Source organism: Sphingomonas metalli (assembly GCF_014641735.1).
Taxonomy (GTDB): domain Bacteria; phylum Pseudomonadota; class Alphaproteobacteria; order Sphingomonadales; family Sphingomonadaceae; genus Sphingomonas; species Sphingomonas metalli.
Genome location: NZ_BMIH01000003.1, coordinates 428,149 through 447,619, shown reverse-complemented (window position 1 = coordinate 447,619; position 19,471 = coordinate 428,149). Strand labels below are relative to the sequence as shown.

Genomic DNA, 19,471 nt, shown 5'->3' with positions numbered 1-19,471 from the left:
GCCGCAAGGGTACGCTCCGCAATCGCAAGATTCCGGCTTCCGCCGGGATGACGGGTAAGATCCTGTGACCGACTTCTTCAATAGCACCATCGGCCTGCCCTATGGCTGGGCGTGGTTCCTCGCGACCATCATTGGCATTCTCGTGATCGCGCTGCCGCTGATGCTCGCGGTCGCGATGATCATCTATGCCGATCGCAAGATCTGGGCGGCGATGGCGTTGCGCCGCGGCCCCAACGTGGTCGGGCCGCTCGGGTTGCTCCAGTCCTTCGCCGACGGGCTCAAGGTCTTCCTGCAGGAGACCATCGTGCCGGCCGCGGCCAATCGCGGTCTGTTCCTGATGGCGCCGATCATCACCTTCACGGTGGCGCTGATCGTGTGGGCGGTGGTGCCGTTTGCGCCGGGCGTGGTGCTGGCGGACATCAATGTCGGCCTGCTCTACGTGCTCGCCGCCTCGTCGCTGGGCGTGTACGGGATCATCCTGTCGGGCTGGGCGTCCAACTCCAAATATCCCTTCTACTCGGCGCTGCGCGCCGCGGCGCAGATGGTCAGCTACGAGGTCGCGATCGGCTTCGTCCTGATCTCGGTCGTGCTCTGGTCGGGCAGCTTCAACCTGTCGAAGATCGTCGAGGCGCAGCGGGCGGTGTGGCCGATCATCCCGGTCAACGGCTTCGGCTTCAACCCGCTCCTGTTTCCGATGGCGGTGGTGTTCCTGATCTCGGCGCTCGCCGAGACGCAGCGCGCGCCGTTCGACCTGACCGAGGCGGAGTCGGAGCTCGTCGCCGGTTATCAGACCGAATACAGCTCGATGAGCTTCGCGCTCTTCTGGCTCGGCGAATATGCCAATGTCATCCTGATGTGCACGCTCAACGCGACGCTCTTCTGGGGTGGCTGGCTGCCGCCGGTCGACTGGGCGCCGCTCTACCTCGTGCCGGGCATCATCTGGCTCTTCGCCAAGATGCTGTTCTTCTTCTTCGTGTTCAGCTGGATCAAGGCGACGGTGCCCCGCTACCGGTACGACCAGCTGATGCGGCTGGGCTGGAAGGTGTTCCTGCCGCTCTCGCTGTTCTGGGTTTTCCTCGTGTCCGGCGTGCTGATGTACTACCGGGTTGGGATTTGACATGAGTGTCGCGCAATACGTCAAGGCGTTCACGCTGTGGGAGTTCGTCAAGGCGCACGCCCTGACGCTGAAGTATTTCTTCAAGGCCAAGGCCACGATCAACTACCCGCACGAGCGCAACCCGATCTCGCCGCGGTTCCGCGGCGAGCATGCGCTGCGCCGCTATCCCAATGGCGAGGAGCGGTGCATCGCGTGCAAGCTGTGCGAGGCGGTGTGCCCGGCCCAGGCGATCACGATCGAGGCCGAGCCGCGCGACGACGGTTCGCGGCGCACCACGCGCTACGACATCGACATGACCAAGTGCATCTATTGCGGCCTGTGCCAGGAGGCCTGCCCGGTCGATGCGATCGTCGAGGGTCCGAACTACGAATTTTCGACCGAGACGCGCGAGGAGCTGATCTACGACAAGACGAAGCTGCTCGACAATGGCGACCGGTGGGAGCGTGCGATCGCCGCGAACCTTGCCGCCGATGCGCCGTACCGTTAATGCGCGCCGACTTTCCCAACCACGGTAGGCAAGGGGGCCTGACCGCGTGATCCAGGCTATCGCCTTCTACCTGTTCGCCGCCATCGTGATCCTGGCCGGCGCGATGACGATCTCGTCGCGCAACCCGGTCCATTCGGTCATGTGGCTGATCCTGGCCTTCTTCAACGCGGCCGGGCTGATGGTGCTGGTCGGCGCCGAGTTCATCGCGATGCTGCTCGTCATCGTCTATGTCGGCGCGGTCGCGGTGCTGTTCCTGTTCGTCGTCATGATGATGGACATCGACTTCGCGCAGCTGCGCACCGAGGTGGCGCGCTATGCGGCGATCGGCCTCGGGCTCGGCGCGCTGCTCGCCGTCGAGGTGATGATCGCCGCTTTCGCCTGGAACTCCGGCAAGGTCCATCTCGGCCGGCGCGTGGCGCCGATCGATCCGGCCATGCCCAACATCCAGGCGCTCGGGCACCTCCTCTATTCGCGCTATCTGTTCCTGTTCGAGGCGGCCGGGTTCATCCTGCTCGTCGCGATGATCGGCGCGATCGTGCTGACCCATCGCGAGCGCACCGGCACCCGCCCACAGAACGTGTCGCGCCAGGTCGCGCGCCGGCCGGAAGATGCGACCCGCAACGTCAAGCCGCCGGTCGGGCAGGGAGTCGAGCTGTGATCGGTCTCATCCATTATCTGGTGGTCTCGGCCATCCTGTTCACGCTCGGCGCGGCGGGGATCTTCCTGAACCGCCGCAACCTGATCGTCATCCTGATGGCGATCGAGCTGATCCTGCTGTCGGTGAACATCAACCTAGTCGCCTTCTCCGCCTATCTCGGCGATCTGGTCGGACAGGTGTTCGCGATGTTCGTGCTGACCGTCGCGGCGGGCGAGGCGGCGATCGGGCTCGCCATTCTCGTGATCTATTATCGCGGCCGCGGCACCATCGCGACCGACGATGTCAACCGGATGAAGGGGTAAACGGTTGATCCTCGCTATCGTCTTCCTGCCGCTCCTCGCGGCGGCGATCGCCGGCCTTGGCAACAAGGCGCTGGGCGTCGTTCCGGCCAAGGTCGTGACGACCGCGGCGCTGTTCGCCTCGTGCGCGCTGTCGTGGCCGATCTTCATCGGCTTCCTCAACGGCTCGGAGACGGCGCACGTCACGCCGGTGCTCAAGTGGATCGTGTCGGGCGACATGGACGCGGCCTGGGCGCTGCGCGTCGATGCGCTGACCGCGGTCATGCTGGTGGTGATCACCAGCGTCTCGGCGCTCGTCCACCTCTATAGCTGGGGCTATATGAGCGAGGATCCGGATCAGCCGCGTTTCTTCGCATATCTGTCGCTCTTCACCTTCGCGATGCTGATGCTGGTGACGGCGGACAGCCTCGTCCAGATGTTCTTCGGCTGGGAGGGCGTGGGCCTCGCCTCCTATCTCCTGATCGGCTTCTGGTTCCGCAAGCCCTCGGCCCAGGCCGCCGCGATCAAGGCCTTCGTCGTCAACCGCGTCGGCGATCTCGGCTTCATGCTCGGCATCTTCGGCACCTTCCTGGTGTTCGGCACCGTCTCGATCCCGGCAATCCTCGCCGCGGCACCGAACATGGCCGGCTCCACCATCGGCTTCCTCTGGTTCCGCGCCGACACGCTGACCGTGCTCTGCCTGCTGCTGTTCGTCGGCGCGATGGGCAAGTCGGCGCAGCTCGGCCTGCATACCTGGCTGCCCGACGCGATGGAGGGCCCGACCCCGGTATCGGCGCTGATTCACGCCGCGACCATGGTCACCGCCGGCGTCTTCATGGTCTGCCGCCTGTCGCCGATGTTCGAGCTGTCGCCGGTCGCGCTCGACGTGGTGCGGTTCGTCGGCGCGGCGACCTGCCTGTTCGCCGCCACCTGCGGACTCGTCCAGACCGACATCAAGCGCGTCATCGCCTATTCGACCTGTTCGCAGCTCGGCTACATGTTCTTCGCCGCGGGCGTCGGCGCCTATGGCGCGGCGATGTTCCACCTGTTCACCCATGCCTTCTTCAAGGCGTTGCTGTTCCTGGGCGCGGGCTCGGTGATCCATGCGATGCACCACGAGCAGGACATGCGCTATTATGGCGCGCTCCGCCGCGAGATCCCGCTCACCTTCTGGGCGATGATGATGGGCACGCTGGCCATCACCGGCGTCGGCCTGCCCGGTCTCGCCGGGCTGCCGAACATGGGGTTTGCCGGCTTCCATTCGAAAGACGCGATCATCGAGGCGGGCTGGGCGTCGGGCAACCCGGGCGTTTGGTTCGTCGGCGTGCTCGTGGCGCTCCTCACCAGCTTCTACTCGTGGCGGCTGATGTTCCTGACCTTCTGGGGCCAGCCCCGCTGGGTCAATTCGGAGCATATCCAGCATGCCGCGCACGACGAGCACGGCCACGATCATCATGAGTCTGCGCATGACGCGCATCATCCCGACGAGGCGCACGGCAATCCGGCGCAGGCGGAGGATGGCGGCCATGCTCCCTCGACGCACGAGGCCGGGCAGCAGCAGCTCAAGGTCGGTACCGCGGGCTACCATCCGCACGAAAGCCCGATGCCGATGCTCGTCCCGCTCGCGATCCTGTCCGTGGGTGCGGTCGCGGCCGGCTTCGTCTTCCACGGCTTCTTCATCGAGCCGGAGGCGGGCACCCGCTTCTGGAAGGGCGCGCTCGCCTTCCGCGAGCATCTGATGCATGCGATGCACGAGGTGCCGGTGCCGATCAAATTGTCGGCGACGATCGCGATGCTGCTCGGGCTGTTCACCGCCTGGTACGCCTATATCCGCCAGCCGCAGCTGCCGGGGATCGTCGCGCAGCAGTTCCGCGTCCTCTACCGGTTCCTGCTCCACAAATGGTATTTCGACGAGCTCTACCACCTGCTCTTCGTCAGGCCGGCCTTTGCCATCGGGCGCATCTTCTGGCACCGCGGCGACGAGCAGACGATCGACCGGTTCGGGCCGAACGGCACCGCCTGGCTCGTCCAACTCGGGTCGCGGGGGGCGGCCCGGCTTCAATCGGGGTATCTCTATTCCTATGCCTTCGTCATGCTGATCGGGCTTACCGTCGCGGTCACCTGGGCCATCGCAGGGTGATCGGCTGATGGACGGCTTTCCCATCCTGTCGGTCATGCTCGCGGTGCCGGCGCTCGCCGCGGTCGCGTGCCTGTTCCTGTCGCCATCGGCGGCGCGGGTCACCGCGCTGGCCGCGACGCTGGTCGATCTCGCGCTCGGCATCCTGCTCTGGACCGGCTTCGACGTCGGCGGCGCGCAATGGCAGTTCGTCGAGGCGGGGCCGCGGCTCGGCTTCTTCGCCTGGAGCCTCGGCATCGACGGCTTCGCCTTGCTGCTGATCATGCTCAGCGTGTTCCTGATGCCGATCTGCATCGGGGCGAGCTGGCGCGCGATCGAGAAGCGGGTGCCGGAATATATGGCGGCCTTCCTGCTGACCGAGGTGCTGATGATCGGTACCTTCGCGGCGCAGGACCTGTTCCTCTTCTACCTGTTCTTCGAGGCCGGCCTGATCCCGATGTACCTGATCATCGGCATCTGGGGCGGGGTGAACCGGATCTACGCCTCGTACAAATTCTTCCTCTACACGCTGCTCGGCTCGCTCCTGATGCTGGTGGCGATGCTGTACATGGTCCAGACGACCGGCAGCTCGTACATCCCGGACCTGCAGGCGCACGACTTCCCGGCGCATGTGCAGACCTGGCTGTGGCTCGCCTTCTTCGCGTCCTTCGCGGTGAAGATGCCGATGTGGCCGGTCCATACCTGGCTGCCCGACGCGCACGTCCAGGCGCCGACCGCGGGCTCGGTGATCCTGGCGGGCGTGCTGCTCAAGCTCGGCGGTTACGGCTTTCTGCGCTTCAGCCTGCCGATGTTCCCCGAAGCCTCGGCCCAGCTGACCTGGCTGATCTTCGCCCTGTCGGCGATCGCGGTGATCTACACCAGCCTCGTCGCGCTGGTGCAGGCGGATATGAAGAAGCTGATCGCCTATTCGTCCGTCGCGCATATGGCGATCGTCACCATCGGCCTGTTCGCCTTCAACCGGCAGGGGATCGAGGGCGCGATGATCATGATGCTCAGCCACGGCCTGGTGTCGGGCGCGCTGTTCCTGTGCGTCGGCGTGATCTACGACCGGCTGCACACCCGCGAGATCGCGCGTTATGGCGGCCTGTCGATCAACATGCCGAAATATGCCGTGTTCTTCCTGTTCTTCACCATGGCCTCGATTGGCCTGCCGGGGACCAGCGGCTTCGTCGCGGAGTTCCTGAGCCTGATGGGGACCTATCAGGTGTCGACCTGGACGGCGCTGCTCTGCACGACCGGCATCATCCTCGGCGCGGCCTATATGCTCTACCTCTATGCGCGCGTCGCCTATGGCGAGATCAAGTCGGACGAGGTGCGCGCGATGCCGGACCTGTCCTCGCGCGAACTGTGGCTGCTCGCCCCGATCGCGGCCGTGGTGCTGTGGATGGGGGTCTATCCCGAGAGCTTCATGGCACCGATGCGCAATGACGTGGCGCTTCTGCTCCAGCGCATCGACCGTGCGGCTCCGGCCAGCGATTCCAACCCGACGCCGGGCAACCCCGCTGCCGCCGCCGCGTCGCAGCGCGAGCATGGCGGGGAGCACGGCGCTGCCGCCGCCGGACACGAGACGACGCCCGGGGAGGCGCACTGATGGATTACGCCGCCAACCTCGCCATGACCTTGCCCGAGCTGGTGCTCGGTGTCGGCGCGGTGCTTCTGATGATGGTCTCCGCCTGGGGCGGCCCGGGCGCGACCCGCGCCGTCTCCTGGGTATCGGTCGCGATCCTCGCCGGCGCCGGTATCGCGCTGTTCGGTCCGGCCAGCGGCGGAGCGGTCGCGTTCGGCGGGCTCTACCATGCCGATGCGTTCGCCGGGTTCGCCAAAGTGCTGATCTACGTCGCGACCGCCGTGTCGATCATCCTCGCGCCCGGCTTCTTCGAGCGCAGTGCCGGCGACGACCTGCGGCCCGAATATCCCGTCCTCATGCTGCTGTCGGCCTGCGGCATGGGCATGATGGTGTCGGCGGGCGACCTGCTCACCCTCTATATCGGCCTCGAACTGCAGAGCCTCGCGGCCTATGTTCTGGCCAGCTTCGTGCGGCGCGACCTTCGCTCGGCCGAGGCAGGGCTGAAGTATTTCGTGCTCGGTGCGCTCGCGAGCGGCATCCTGCTCTACGGCGTCAGCCTGGTCTACGGCTTTTCCGGCACGACCCTGTTCGACGGCATCGCCCAGGCCTATGCCGCGGAGGCGTCGGCCTCGACCCGGTCGCTGGGCCTCGTCTTCGGCCTGGTCTTCGTCTTCGCCGGTCTCGCGTTCAAGATCTCGGCCGTTCCGTTCCATATGTGGACGCCGGACGTCTATGAGGGCGCGCCGACACCGGTCACCGCCTTCTTCGCCTCCGCGCCGAAGGTGGCGGCGATGGGTCTCGCCGTGCGCGTCGCGGTCGAGGCGATGGGTCCCGCCATCTTCGAGTGGCGCCAGATCGTGATCTTCGCGGCGCTCGCCTCGATCGTCCTCGGCGCCGTCGGGGCGATCGGCCAGACCAACGTCAAGCGGCTGCTCGCATATTCGTCGATCAACAATGTCGGCTTTGCGCTGATCGGCCTCGCCGCCGGCACGCGCGAGGGAGTCGCGGGCGTCCTGACCTATATGGCGATCTACGTCGCGATGACGCTGGGCTGCTTCCTCGTCGTGCTGCGGATGCGCGACGCCCAGGGCCGGCAGGTCGAGACGATCGCCAGCCTGTCGGGCCTGTCGCGATCGCGGCCGGGCCTGGCCGCCGCGATGGCGATGTTCATGTTCTCGCTCGCCGGCATCCCGCCGCTCTTCGGCTTCTATGCGAAGTTCGCCGTCTTCGATGCCGCGGTCCGGGCCGGGCTCTTCCCGCTGGCCGCGGTCGGCATCGCGGCCTCGGTCATCGGCGCCTATTATTATCTGCGGGTCGTCAAGACGATGTACTTCGACGATCCGGCGCCGGAATATACCCGCGAGGGCAATGGCGTGGTCGAGGGTGGCCTGATCGCGGTCGCGGCGGTGATCGTCTCGCCGCTCGGCTACCTCACCATCCCGGCACTCGCGGCCTGGAGCCTCACCGCCGCGCAGGCGCTGTTCTGAGCGAGGCGCTGCCCGCGGCCGTGCGGACGGTCGCGGAAACGGGTTCGACCAACGCCGACCTTCTCGACGCGGCGCGGCACGGTGCGGCGGAGGGCAGCTGGCTGCGGGCCGAACGCCAGACCGCAGGGCGCGGCCGTCACGGTCGCGACTGGGTGTCGCCCACCGGCAACCTTTACGCGAGCACGCTGGTGCGCCTGCGCCGCAGCGATCCGCCCGCGCCCACGCTGGCGCTGGTTGCCGGCATCGCGGTGCAGGAGGCGGTGTCGGTCTTCCTGCCGGGCGCGACCCGGCTCAAATGGCCCAACGACCTGCTCGCGGACGGGGCGAAGCTCGCCGGCATCCTGCTCGAGCGCGCCGACGACGCCGTCGTGGTCGGCATCGGCGTCAACATTGCGCATCATCCCGACCTTTCCGATCGCCCGACGACCAGTCTCGCCGATCGCGGCGAAGCCTGCGATGCGACACTGGTGTTCGACGTCCTGCGCGAAGGCTTCGCGCGCTGGCTCGCCCGCTGGCGGGGCGAGGGGCTGGCCAAAATCCGCGCGCGCTGGCTGGCCGACGCCCATCCGATCGGCACGCCGCTGTCGCTCCGTGCACCCGACGGCAGTCTCGTCGAAGGGCTGTTCGATGGCCTCGATCCCGACGGCGCGCTCACCCTGCGCTTGGCGGGCGGGGGGCGGCGTGTCATCCACGCGGGCGATGTCTTCCTGATCCGGGGAACCTGATCCATGCTGCTCGCGATCGATGCGGGAAATACCAATGTCGTCTTCGCGCTGGTGGATACGGCCGCCGGCGAGCGGCAGATCCGTGGGCGCTGGCGCATCGCCACCGATCCGCGCCGCACCGCGGACGAATATGCGGTCTGGCTCAGCCAACTGCTCGCGCTCGCCGGCTTCGATCGCGGGGTGGTCGAGGCGGTGGTGATCGCCACGGTCGTGCCCCGCGCGCTCCACAATCTTCAGGTGCTCGCCAGCAAATATTTCGGCACCGAGGCGCTGATCGCCGGCCGCGAGCCGCTGGATTGGGGCATTGCCCTCGATATCGACGAGCCGGCGTCGCTCGGCGCCGACCGGGCGGTGAACACGATCGCGGCGCATGCCCTGCACCCCGGCGACCTGATCGTGATCGACTTCGGCACCGCCACCACCTTCGACGTCAGCGACTATACCGGCGCCTATAAGGGCGGGATCATCGCGCCCGGTATCAATCTGTCGCTCGACGCGCTCGTCACCGCCGCCGCCAAGCTGCCCCGCATCGCGATCGAGGCGCCGGCGATCGCCAGCGTGATCGGCCGCAATACGGTCGACCAGATGCATATCGGCATCTACTGGGGCTATATCGCCATGATCGAGGGGCTGGTGCAGCGCCTCAAGGCCGAAGTCGGCCGGCCGGTCCGCGTGATCGCCACCGGCGGGCTCGCCACGCTGTTCGAGCAACATACAGCGGTGTTCGATCATATCGAGCCCGACCTGACCATCCAGGGACTGGCGATGATGTGGCAAAGGGCCCATATCGCCTGAACCAGCCCGCGCCGGGGCCACCATGCGGCGCACCCACAATGAAAGCTTTGAATGACTCCCAAGAACGAACTCCTCTTCTGCGCCCTTGGCGGCTCGGGAGAGATCGGCATGAACGTCAACCTCTATGGAACGGCCGGCCAGTGGATGATGGTCGACTGCGGCATCACCTTCGCCGATCCGGCCTATCCGGGCATCGACGTGATCCTACCCGACCTCCAATTCATCGAGGAGCGTCAGGACGCGCTCGCCGGCATCGTCCTGACCCATGGGCATGAGGACCATATCGGCGCGCTGCCCTACCTGGCCGAGGATCTCGGCGTGCCGCTCTACGCCACGCCGTTCACGGCCGGGCTGATGCGCGGCAAGCTCGATGAGGAGGGCATCGCCGACCGGGTCAAGCTGCGCGTGATCCCGCAGGGCGAGCGGTTTAACGTCGGGCCGTTTGGCGTCACCTTCGTGCCGATGTCGCATTCGATCCCCGAGGCGTCCGCGCTGCTGATCGAGACGCCGCACGGGCGCGTCTTCCATTCGGGCGACTGGAAGCTCGATCCCACGCCCGTGATCGGCAAGCCCGCCGACGAGGCGGATCTGCGCGCGATCGGCGATGCCGGGATCGACGTGCTGGTCTGCGACTCCACCAACGTCTTCAACACGGATGCGTCCGGGTCCGAGGCGAGCGTGCGGAAGGGCCTCGCCGAGACGATCGCGCGGGCCAAGGGCCGCGTCCTCGTGACCACCTTCGCCTCGAACGCGGCGCGCCTGCACACGCTCGGCCAGGTGGCGCGCGAGACGGGGCGAAAGCTCTGCGTCACCGGGCGCTCTCTCGACCGGATCCTCAAGGTCGCGCGCGCCGCCGGCTATCTTCAGGACTTCCCGGAGACGGTGGATCCCGAAACGGCGATGCGCCTGCCCAGGAACAAGGTCCTGATCGTCGCCACCGGCGGCCAGGGCGAGCCGCGCGCCGCGCTGTCGCGTGTGGCCGAGGGCAGCCACAGCATCGCGCTGGACGCGGGCGACATGGTGATCTTCTCCTCGAAGCAGATCCCCGGCAACGAGGTGGCGATCGGCCGCATCCAGAATCTGCTCGCCGCCAAGGGGGTGGAGATGGTCACCGAGCGGCAGGCGCATGTCCATGTGTCCGGCCATCCCGGCCGCCCGGAGCTGGCGAGCCTCTACAAATGGCTGCGTCCGGAAACGCTGGTGCCGGTCCATGGCGAGATGCGCCACATGATGGAGCACGCCCGGTTCGCGTTGGCGGAGGGCGTGCCGCAGTCGATCGTCCAGTCGGACGGCCAGATCGTCCGCCTGCGTCCCGGCGCTCCGAAGAAGATCGGCAACGCGCCGGTTGGGCGGCTTGTGCTCGACGGCGACGTCATCCTGCCGGCGGATGGATCGACCATCAACGAGCGGCGCAAGCTGGCGCTCAACGGCCAGATCTCGGTCGCCGTCGCGGTACGCGAGGGGCGGGTGATCGGCCAGCCTCAGGTGCGCGTGCAGGGCGTTCCTGTCGAGGACGAACGCGACGCGTTCCTCGGCGACGCGGTCGATGCCGCCTTTGCCGCGGTCAAGGCCGGGCGGGGTCGCCCGAGGGATCGCCTGCGCGAGGATCTGCGCCTCGCGGTCCGCAAGGTCGCGACGCGCTGGACGGGCAAGAAGCCGGTCGTCGACGTCCTGCTGATCGAGGCCTGAGCCAGGGGGCGTCGCACCGATGCGCTGGACCTCGGCCCTCGCCATCTACGTCCTGTTCTGGGCGTTCTCGGTGTTCCTGGTGCTCCCCTTCGGGGTGCGCACCAGCGACGAGGTGGGTGCCGCCCGGGTGCCGGGCCAAGCCGAGAGCGCCCCGCACGAATTTCGCGCCGGCCGCATCGCCTTGCGCGTCACGATCGTCGCCACGATCCTGTTCGTGCTGTTCCAGCTCAACTATCGCTATGGCTGGATCACGCCCGGCGACGTCGACTTCTTCGACCGGATGAACATGGAGACGCGGTGAGCCGCGGGGGCTGCGCCATGCGCCCTACCGCAGCCGCTCGATCGCCTGCGCCAGCGCGACGTAGAGCTTGCCCATGTCCGAGGACAACAGGGTCACGCTGAGCGGCTGGCCGTCGCGTTGCGACAGGATTGCGCGCAACATGCCTTCGAAATCGTGGATGTAGCGGTTTACATGCTCGCGGAAGCGGGCATCGCCGTCATAGAGGCGCGCGATCTCCCGCGCGTCGCCACCATCCAGCAGGCGGACCGCCCGGCGCGTGAACACGCCGCGATCGCCCTTGAGGTAGGCCGCCCAGGCGCTGTCGGCGATGTCGGGGGCGAAGGCCCGCGCGATGTCGATCGAGGCGGAGTTGAGCGCCTCGATCAGCAGCGATACCCGCCGCGCGAGCGAATCGCGATCGGCCGACTCGCGCTCTGATTTCGCCTCTTCGAGCCGGGTCTCGACCAGCGCCGTCTGCTCGGCGATCTGGTGGACCTGTGCCGCCAGTCGTTCGGTCGCCCGCGTCGCCGCCGCGACCGCACCCTCGGCGGCATCGCCGATCGCGTCGACCTGCCGCTGCACGGTGTCGCCCGCCGCGCGGCGCATCGCCTCCGCGCTCGCCTGCTCCAGCGCGCTCGCCGCTTCCGGGATGACGGTCGCCAGCGCATCGCGCGCGCGATCCGCCGCGGTCTGCGCGGTCTCGCGGACCCGGAGCAGCGCATCGAGCAGGCGCGGCGCCGCCTCGTCGGCGAAGCGGTGGCTGCGGCCGATCGTGTCGTCGACCATCTCGCCCAGGGCATCGGCCTTGGCGCGCCCCTGGGTCAGCGTCTCGAGCAGGGTCGCCGACAGCTGGTCGAGGCTGCGCCGCTGCTCGGCGACCACCCCGGCAATCGCCTCGATGGCGTCGTGCGTGCTCTCGGCGGCGGTGACCAGGGCGAGAAGCTCGGGCTTGGCTTGCGCCACCACACCGCGGCTCGCGCCGATACGGGCGTCGAGACGATCGAGCGCTTCGGGCAGGGTATCGTCGATCTCGCGGGCGGCCGCGTCGAGCGCGACCAGCAGCGCCTCGGTCGATCCCATCGTCCGCTGCGCCATCGCGTCGCCGGCCCGCAGCGCCTCGGTCATGGCGTCGGCCGATCCGCCCAGTGCGCTGATCGAGGCGGCGAGCAGCTGCGAGCGCTCGACGCCCTGCGCATGGAGCGAGTCGAGCTGCCGCGTTACGTCGTCGAGGCCGCGGGTCAGGTCGCCGACCAGATGATCCGCCGCGCCGCGCTGTCCGTCCAGCCGCTCGGCCAGCCGTGCGATCGACAGGTCGACATCGCGCAGCCGTGCCGCCAACGCATCGACGCTGGCGGTCGCACCCGCGTCCAGCGTCGCCTGATGTTCGGTGATCGCGCCGACAAGCGCCTCGGCGCGTTCCTCGGCGCGGTGGCGGGCGTCCTCGGTCGCGCGCTCGCTGCGACCGACCAGCGCCTCGATCGTCTCCGCGAGCTCCCCCGCGACCCGCGCGAGCCGGCCGCCCGCGCCCTGGCCCGCCGCGTCGAGCCGCTCGACATGCTCGCCGAGCCGATCCGCCGCCGACCGGACGAAGACGTCGAGCGCCGCGCTCATCCCTTCGATCGTCTCGCCGAGCCGCACGCTGGCGCCGGTTCCGGCATCGCCCAGACGACCGACCTGCTCGTCGAGCAGACGCGCGGCGGCATCGGAGTGAAGGCGGATCGCGCCCGCCGCCTCGGCGACCGTCCGCTCGAGCTTCGCGCTGCCGTCGAGGGCCGCCGCATCGATCCGCGCGATCTCCTCTGCCAGCCGCGTGGCGCTCGCCAGCGCCGTCTCGTCGGCCTCGCGGGCGCGCTCGCCCAGCGCGAGCAGTTGCGCCTCGAGCGCCGCCGCCTGGGCGGCCGCGGTCAGTCCGGCCTGGTCGAGCCGGCGGCCGACCTCCTCGCTCTCCGCGCGCGCGCGTGGCATCGCGGCGATCAGCTCGCCCACCGTCCCGCGCGCACGGTCCGCCGCCTCCGCCAGGCTGGCGGCCTGGCTCTGCGCCTCGGCGATCCGGTCGGCCATCGTCATGCCAATCGCTTCCAGCCGGCCGCTCGCCGCGGCGCCGGCGTCGAGCTGGACGACGAGCTGCTCGCGATGCGAGGCGAGGGTGCGCGACAGCGATGCGACCCGCCGCTCCAGCGCGGCGGCCTCGGTCCGCATCGCCTGGGCCGACGCGCCGAAGCGGCGCGCCTCGGCGCGGCTCGTGCGACGGGCGAGCAGCCACACGATGCCGATCAGCGCCGGCACCACTGCCAGCGCGGCGATGAACTGCGCCAGCTCGACCGGCGGCAACGCGGGCAAGGCGGGCAGGGCGAGCCACAGCATGCCGCCGATCCACAGACCCGACAGCAGCAGCGCGGCGAGCGGCGCAGTCCAGCCGAAATCGCCCGGACGGTCCAGCGGTTGTGCGTCGACCAGGTCCAGCACGTCGTCGTCCGCGGCGTGCAAGTCGCCCCGGGGCCACAGATCATCATGCGCGTCGATCCGTGCGCCCATTATCGCATACCCCCAGTCATGGCGCGCACAGTATCAGCTTTCGCCGCCACGCAAATCCCCGTGCGACGGGTTGATGGCGTGATCGATGCTAACCTTCTCTTAACCACTGCGACCCTATTCCTTCGGCCATGGCTTATGATCCCGGTGCAATCGATGCGACCCTGGCGGCGACGGTGGGCGATGATCCCGCGCTGATCGTGGAACTGCGGATGGCCTTCGTCTCCAGCGCCGAAAAGGCGCTCGCGGCGATGGACAAGGCCGAGGATCTCGAGACCTGGCGCACCGCCGCGGCGCGGCTGCGCGGACTGGCGGCCAGCTTCGGCGCGGTGCGGCTGATGGCGCAGGCCGCCGAGGCGGTCGAGGGGCGGCCGGGCGACCAGCAGATGCTCGCCAAGCTCCGCCGCGCTGTCGCCCGCCTCTGATCGTCGGCAAATCGCGCCACGATCCCGCCGCCGGGCCGGAAAAGGCCGGGCGGCAGGCGTTGTCCTCGCCGGATTTCCTCCCTACCAGCATCGACGATGCTCGCAGGGCTCCTCTTCGCCGATCATGAAGCGCTCGATCGACCGGGTCAGCTGACCGCGACCCTGCCGTTCGGCGGGGTGACGCTGATCGAATATCAGGCCCGGCTCCTGATCGCGGCGGGGGCGGCGCAGCTCATCGTCTCGGTGGGCCGCCTGACGCCCGAGTTGCTCGGCGCGCTGGGGCGCATCGGGCGGCGCGGGGTCGCGGTCGACGCCGTGCGGTCGGCCGCGGAGGCGTCGGAGAAGCTGCACCCCCTCTCGCGCGTGCTGATGCTCGCCGATGGTCTGATCACCACGCAGGACATCGTCGATGCAATGGCCCATGAACCGGCCGACGTGCTGCTGGTCCTGCCCGAGACCGACGCGCCGCCGGAATATGAGCGGCTCGGCGGGCGCATGGCCTGGGCCGGGCTGGCGCGCCTCGATCCGCGACGGATCGCGGAGGTGGCGGCGCTGCCGCGCGACTACGACCTCCAGTCGACGACGCTGCGCCTCGCCGAACAGGCGAGGGCGGAGCATGTGCCGCTGCCCGCCAGCGCGCTCGGCGACGGCCACGGCATCGAACATTCGAGCGACGGCATGGCGGCACGCGGTCGCGCCGTCCTGGCGGCGATGGTCGCGGACCGCCGCAACTGGTTCCACACCGCCGTCGTCGCGCCGCTCGCCCGCCTCGCCATCCCACCGATCGTCGCGCGCGGCATCGCGACCATCGCGGTCGCCGGGCTCGGCGCCTTTGCCGGGCTCGGCGGCGCCCTCGCGACCCTGCTCGGCACGCCCCGGATCGGCACCTCGCTGACCCTGTTCGGCTGCCTGGTGCTCGCGGTCGGCGCGCTGCTGTCGCGCCTGCGCGACGAGGAGCGGCTGGAGCGGGTGCAGGCCGGTGCCACCGCCGTCGTGCCGGTGCTGTCGCTCGGCGCACTCGTCGCGACCGGCGCGGCCGGCGGCCTGTGGCCCTTCGCCGTGACGCTGGCGTTCGTCGCCGCGCTGACCCTGCGGGCGAGCCGGCGCTCGCATCGCCGCGGCTGGTGGGCGACCCCGCCCGCCTTGCTGCTGATCCTGACGCTGTTCACGCTCGCGGATCATGCCGATTGGGGTATCGTCGCGGCGATGCTGTATGCCGGCAGCACCTTGGCCGCGGCGATCGAGTCGTTGCGGCAAGAGGCGGAGCGCGAGGCTTAGGGCGGCCTTAACTACAGGACGAATAGGCCGAAACGATCATGGCGGCGCAACAGCTTTGGGACGATCTGGGAGGTTGGGCTCCCGAGGCGCTGGCGGCACGGGTCGCCGGCGCCGATCGTCGCGCGCGCGAGGCCCACGCCGCCGCCCTGGCCGACCTCGCCCTGCACGATGCCGACCGGCTCGATGATCGCATCCGCGCCGGCTTGACGAACCAGAGCCGCGCCCTGGTGACCGGGATCGAGGCGTCGCTCCGCCGCCACACGCTGCGGCTTCTCGCCGACCAGATGACCGCGGCGCGGGCCGAACATCTGCTGCGGCCCGCCGAGGCCGTGCCCGGCCGCCTCGCTGCCGCCGGGCTGCTCCGCGATCCGGCGCTGGTGGCCGAGCTGGTCGCGCGAATCCGGCAGGACATCGTCGCCTCCGCGCTGCCGCCGTCGCCCGGCGGACCGGACGAGCCCAGCCTCCTCGTCCGCCTCTCGCTCGCGCCCGACGCGCCGGTGGCGCGTACCGCCGCCGTGCTTCTCGCCGCCGAGAGCCGGCGCCGCGACCAGTTCGAGCGGAGCGAGGCGGACGGCGCCGAACTGCCGGCCGATCTCTACGCCCGCCTGGTCTGGTGGGTGGCGGCAGCGATGCGGGGCGAGGCGCACGACCCGGCGCGCGACCGCGCCCTGGCGGAGGCTGCGACCCGTAGCCTCGGCGCGCATGAGGATGGCGAGCGCTCCGACGCGCTGGCGCTCCGCCTCGTCGCGGCGATCGATCCGCGCCCGGCGGAGATCGCCAGCCTGCTCGTCGAGGCGATGGGCGACCGCCGGCTCGGCGTCTTCATCGCCATCCTGTCGCACACCCTGCATCTTCCCTTCGACGAGGCGCGCGCGCTCACGCTCGAGCCGGACGGCGAGCGTCTGTGGCTCGCCCTGCGCGCGCTGCGGCTCGACCGCGGCGCCATCGCCCGCATCGGCCTCGCACTCGCCGAGGCCGATCCTCGCCGTGACGTCGAGCGCTTCGCCGACGATCTTGACGCCATCGTCGACGTCCCGCCGGACGCCGCGATCGCGGCCTTGGAGCCGCTGACACTCGATCCGCGTTTCCTCGCGGCGATGCGCGCCTTCGATCGTCCCCTGCCATGAACGTCCCCGGCTCCGAGACGGGGGGTGCCGTCGCGCATGCCGTGGTCGATGCGGAGGGGGTACTGCTGTCCGCAGACCCGGCAATCGAGTCACTCAACGCTCGCGCCGGCGGCGAGATCGGCGAGCGCTTCGCCGTTCCGCAACTGGCCGCCGCTGCATGGCTCGCCCGGCGGCTGGGCATCCTCGTCTGCCGGCGGGTCACCGTTGCCGACGATGAGAATGACCTGGAGCTCTGGGTGCAGGCGCAGCCCGAAGGCGAGCGCATCCGCCTTGCCGCGAGCGGCTGGCAGGAGCGCGCCGCCTGGCGGCCGACCCGCGGCACATTGCCGCCGCTGCTCGAGGGCGGGATCGATTGGGAGACCGACGCGGCCCTGCGGCTGACCCATGTCGCGGCTGGTCCCGGGGCGCGGATCGCCGGCTTCGATCCCATGAGCCTGCTCGGCCGCCCGCTCACGGCGCTGTTCGGCTTCGACGAGGGTGCCGGCGGAGCGATGCCGATCCTCGATGCGCTCGCCCGTCGCCGGCCTTTCCGCGACCAGCCGGCCACGATCCGCCAGACCGGCCAGGCGGTCAGCCTGTCCGCCGCCATCCGGCCGGATGCACGGGGCGATTTCGGCGGGCTGGCCGGCGCCGCGTTGTTCGCCGACATTGCCGCGCCACCGGCCGCCGACCCGCTGTCGAGCGTCTTCACCACCGGGCTCGACCGCGCGCTGCGCGCCCCGCTGTCGCGCATCATCGCCGACGCGGACGCGATCGGCGCCGCGGCCGAGGGGCCGGTCGCCGCCGACTATGTCGACTATGCCGCCGACATCGCCAGCGCCGGTCGCCATCTGATGGCGCTCGTCGACGACCTCGTCGATCTCCAGGCGATCGAGCGTCCGGATTTCGCCCCCGCGCGCGTGCCGATCGACCTGGCGGAGAGCGCCCGCCGCGCCGCCGCCCTGCTGTCGGTACGGGCCGACCATGCCGGCGTCATCATCCTGAAGCCGGCCGCGGACGAGCGCGCGCCGGCGGTGGGCGATGCGCGCCGTGTCCTTCAGATCCTCGTCAACCTGATCGGCAATGCCGTCCGCTACACGCCCAATGGCGGCGCGGTCGCGCTCGATGTGGGAATCACGGGCCCGCTGGCGCGGCTGACCGTGACCGATCATGGCAAGGGGATCGCGCCCCAGGATCAGGAGCGCATCTTCAACAAGTTCGAGCGGGTCGATCCGAGCGAGGCGGGCGGCAACGGCCTTGGCCTGTTCATCGCCCGGCGGCTGGCGCGGGCAATGGGCGGCGACCTGACCGTCGCCAGCGCTCCGGGCGAAGGCGCGCGGTTCACGCTGACCCTGCCTACGGGCGTGATGCCCGTGGCCTGACGGCACGGGTGCCGTCAGCGCCGCGGCAGGCGGCGACCGACCAGAACGAGAAGGAGTCCGGCGACGGCGAGCGCGGCGCCGTAATCGGCCCATTCGCCACGGCCGAGCATGAAGCTCGACCGCGGCCATTGGACATAGCCCAGGCCCTGGCCGATCCACAGCCCGCCGGTCAGCGCCATCAGCACGCCCACCGCGATCAGGATCGGCCTCAGCCGGCGCATCGGCTCAGCGCTGCCCGACCGGGACATAGGGGCGCTGCGTCGGCCCGGTATAGAGCTGGCGCGGACGGCCGATCTTCTGGTCGGGATCGGTGATCATCTCGTTCCACTGCGCGACCCAGCCTACGGTCCGCGCGAGCGCGAACAGCACCGTGAACATGCTGGTCGGGAAGCCGATCGCCGACAGGATCACGCCGGAGTAGAAATCGACGTTCGGGAACAGCTTCTTCTCGACGAAATACTCGTCGTTCAGCGCGATCTCCTCGAGGCGCAGCGCAGTCTCGAACAGCGGGTCGTTGACCTTCAGCGCGTCGAACACCTCGCGCACCGTCTTCTGCATCACCGTCGCGCGCGGGTCGTAGTTCTTGTAGACGCGATGGCCGAAGCCCATCAGGCGGAACGGATCGTTCTTGTCCTTGGCGCGGGCGATATACTCCGGGATCCGCTCGGGCGTGCCGATCTCGCGCAGCATGTTGAGCGCCGCCTCGTTGGCGCCGCCATGCGCCGGACCCCACAGACAGGCGATGCCCGCCGCGATGCAGGCGAAGGGGTTGGCACCCGACGAGCCGGCGAGCCGCACCGTCGAGGTCGAGGCATTCTGCTCGTGATCGGCGTGGAGGATGAAGATCCGGTCCATCGCCTTCTCGACCGCCGGATTCACCTCATAGGGCTCGGCCGGCACGCCGAAGGTCATGCGTAGGAAGTTGCCGGTATAGCTCAGCGAATTGTCGGGATAGAGGAAGGGCTGGCCGACGCTGTACTTGTACGCCATCGCCGCGATCGTCGGGATCTTGGCGATCAGCCGGTGGCTGGCGATCGTCCGCTGGACCGGATCGTGGATATCCGTCGAGTCGTGGTAGAAGGCGGACAGCGCGCCCACCACGCCGCACATGATCGCCATGGGATGCGCGTCGCGCCGGAAGCCGCGGAAGAAGGCGGCGAGCTGCTCGTGCACCATGGTGTGGCGGGTGATCGTCGTCGAGAAGGTCTTCAGCTCGTCCGCGGTCGGCAGCTCGCCGCGCAGCAGCAGATAGGCGACCTCCATGAAGCTCGACTGCTCGGCCAATTCGCCGATCGCATAGCCGCGATGCAGCAATACGCCCTCGTCGCCGTCGATATAGGTCAGCGCCGACCGGCACGAGGCGGTCGAGGTGAAACCGGGATCGTAGGTGAAGTCACCGGTCTGCGCATAGAGCTTGCGGATGTCGATAACGTCCGGGCCGATCGTGCCCGACATGACCGGATATTCAAAACCCTTGCCGTCGAGGGCGAGCGTTGCGGGGTCGGTCATTCCAGCATCCTTCCGTTGA

General features: G+C 69.3%; 18 protein-coding genes. 15 read left to right on the top strand and 3 right to left on the bottom strand.

The window, feature by feature from the left end:
• Positions 1 to 64 precede the first annotated feature (64 nt).
• Genes nuoH through IEX18_RS12325 form a run of 11 tightly spaced genes read left to right on the top strand, consistent with a single transcriptional unit; the run spans position 65 to position 11,241 of the window.
• On the top strand, positions 65 to 1,117 hold the full coding sequence (gene nuoH / locus IEX18_RS12375; RefSeq protein ID WP_188659068.1) for an NADH-quinone oxidoreductase subunit NuoH: 1,053 nt from the start codon (positions 65 to 67) through the stop codon (positions 1,115 to 1,117).
• A gap of 1 nt (position 1,118) precedes the next feature.
• Complete coding sequence (nuoI, locus tag IEX18_RS12370) at positions 1,119 to 1,604, top strand: NADH-quinone oxidoreductase subunit NuoI (protein WP_188659067.1); 486 nt, start codon at positions 1,119 to 1,121, stop codon at positions 1,602 to 1,604.
• A 46-nt stretch (positions 1,605 to 1,650) separates the two neighbouring features.
• Positions 1,651 to 2,262: an NADH-quinone oxidoreductase subunit J gene (locus tag IEX18_RS12365; protein WP_188659066.1), complete on the top strand. Its 612-nt coding sequence runs from the start codon at positions 1,651 to 1,653 to the stop codon at positions 2,260 to 2,262.
• Positions 2,259 to 2,564 (top strand): NADH-quinone oxidoreductase subunit NuoK, encoded by a 306-nt coding sequence (gene nuoK / locus IEX18_RS12360; RefSeq protein WP_188659065.1) that lies wholly within the window; start codon positions 2,259 to 2,261, stop codon positions 2,562 to 2,564. The genes IEX18_RS12365 and nuoK overlap by 4 nt, the downstream gene beginning before the upstream one ends.
• A 4-nt stretch (positions 2,565 to 2,568) precedes the next feature.
• Positions 2,569 to 4,680, top strand: a complete 2,112-nt coding sequence (nuoL, locus tag IEX18_RS12355; protein ID WP_188659064.1) for an NADH-quinone oxidoreductase subunit L — start codon at positions 2,569 to 2,571, stop codon at positions 4,678 to 4,680.
• A 7-nt stretch (positions 4,681 to 4,687) separates the two neighbouring features.
• Entirely contained in the window at positions 4,688 to 6,268 is a 1,581-nt protein-coding gene (locus IEX18_RS12350; protein ID WP_188659063.1) for an NADH-quinone oxidoreductase subunit M, read from the top strand.
• The gene (gene nuoN / locus IEX18_RS12345; protein ID WP_188659062.1) at positions 6,268 to 7,731 is read left to right on the top strand and encodes an NADH-quinone oxidoreductase subunit NuoN; all 1,464 of its coding nucleotides are present in this window, start codon (positions 6,268 to 6,270) and stop codon (positions 7,729 to 7,731) included. The genes IEX18_RS12350 and nuoN overlap by 1 nt, the downstream gene beginning before the upstream one ends.
• A 20-nt stretch (positions 7,732 to 7,751) precedes the next feature.
• Positions 7,752 to 8,456, top strand: coding sequence for a biotin--[acetyl-CoA-carboxylase] ligase (locus tag IEX18_RS12340; protein ID WP_188659061.1), 705 nt, complete (start codon positions 7,752 to 7,754; stop codon positions 8,454 to 8,456).
• Positions 8,457 to 8,459: 3 nt separating this feature from the next.
• Positions 8,460 to 9,251 (top strand): type III pantothenate kinase, encoded by a 792-nt coding sequence (locus tag IEX18_RS12335; RefSeq protein WP_188659060.1) that lies wholly within the window; start codon positions 8,460 to 8,462, stop codon positions 9,249 to 9,251.
• A gap of 51 nt (positions 9,252 to 9,302) precedes the next feature.
• Positions 9,303 to 10,940, top strand: coding sequence for a ribonuclease J (locus tag IEX18_RS12330; protein ID WP_188659059.1), 1,638 nt, complete (start codon positions 9,303 to 9,305; stop codon positions 10,938 to 10,940).
• Between the two features lie 19 nt (positions 10,941 to 10,959).
• Positions 10,960 to 11,241 carry a DUF1467 family protein gene (locus tag IEX18_RS12325; protein ID WP_188659058.1) on the top strand — a complete coding sequence of 94 codons (282 nt, stop codon included), beginning with the start codon at positions 10,960 to 10,962 and terminating at the stop codon, positions 11,239 to 11,241.
• A gap of 24 nt (positions 11,242 to 11,265) precedes the next feature.
• On the opposite strand, the gene IEX18_RS12320 is transcribed toward IEX18_RS12325, so the two are convergent.
• A complete protein-coding gene (locus IEX18_RS12320) occupies positions 11,266 to 13,755 on the bottom strand; it encodes a coiled-coil domain-containing protein (RefSeq protein ID WP_188659057.1) in 2,490 nt (829 codons plus the stop codon).
• Between the two features lie 128 nt (positions 13,756 to 13,883).
• On the opposite strand from IEX18_RS12320, the gene IEX18_RS12315 reads away from it, so the two are divergent.
• The 4 genes from IEX18_RS12315 to IEX18_RS12300 all read left to right on the top strand — a co-directional run bounded on the left by IEX18_RS12315 (position 13,884) and on the right by IEX18_RS12300 (position 17,943).
• On the top strand, positions 13,884 to 14,177 hold the full coding sequence (locus IEX18_RS12315) for an Hpt domain-containing protein (RefSeq protein ID WP_188659056.1): 294 nt from the start codon (positions 13,884 to 13,886) through the stop codon (positions 14,175 to 14,177).
• 96 nt (positions 14,178 to 14,273) lie between these two features.
• Positions 14,274 to 15,455, top strand: a complete 1,182-nt coding sequence (locus IEX18_RS12310) for a hypothetical protein (RefSeq protein WP_188659055.1) — start codon at positions 14,274 to 14,276, stop codon at positions 15,453 to 15,455.
• 38 nt (positions 15,456 to 15,493) lie between these two features.
• On the top strand, positions 15,494 to 16,582 hold the full coding sequence (locus IEX18_RS12305; RefSeq protein ID WP_188659054.1) for a hypothetical protein: 1,089 nt from the start codon (positions 15,494 to 15,496) through the stop codon (positions 16,580 to 16,582).
• Complete coding sequence (locus IEX18_RS12300; protein ID WP_188659053.1) at positions 16,579 to 17,943, top strand: sensor histidine kinase; 1,365 nt, start codon at positions 16,579 to 16,581, stop codon at positions 17,941 to 17,943. Before IEX18_RS12305 ends, IEX18_RS12300 begins: the two co-directional genes overlap by 4 nt.
• A 14-nt stretch (positions 17,944 to 17,957) precedes the next feature.
• Here IEX18_RS12300 and IEX18_RS12295 read toward each other — a convergent pair whose 3' ends face one another.
• Together IEX18_RS12295 and IEX18_RS12290 are read right to left on the bottom strand one after the other, a co-directional pair.
• Complete coding sequence (locus IEX18_RS12295) at positions 17,958 to 18,164, bottom strand: hypothetical protein (protein WP_188659052.1); 207 nt, start codon at positions 18,162 to 18,164, stop codon at positions 17,958 to 17,960.
• 4 nt (positions 18,165 to 18,168) lie between these two features.
• Complete coding sequence (locus IEX18_RS12290; protein ID WP_188659051.1) at positions 18,169 to 19,452, bottom strand: citrate synthase; 1,284 nt, start codon at positions 19,450 to 19,452, stop codon at positions 18,169 to 18,171.
• Between the last annotated feature and the right edge of the window lie 19 nt (positions 19,453 to 19,471).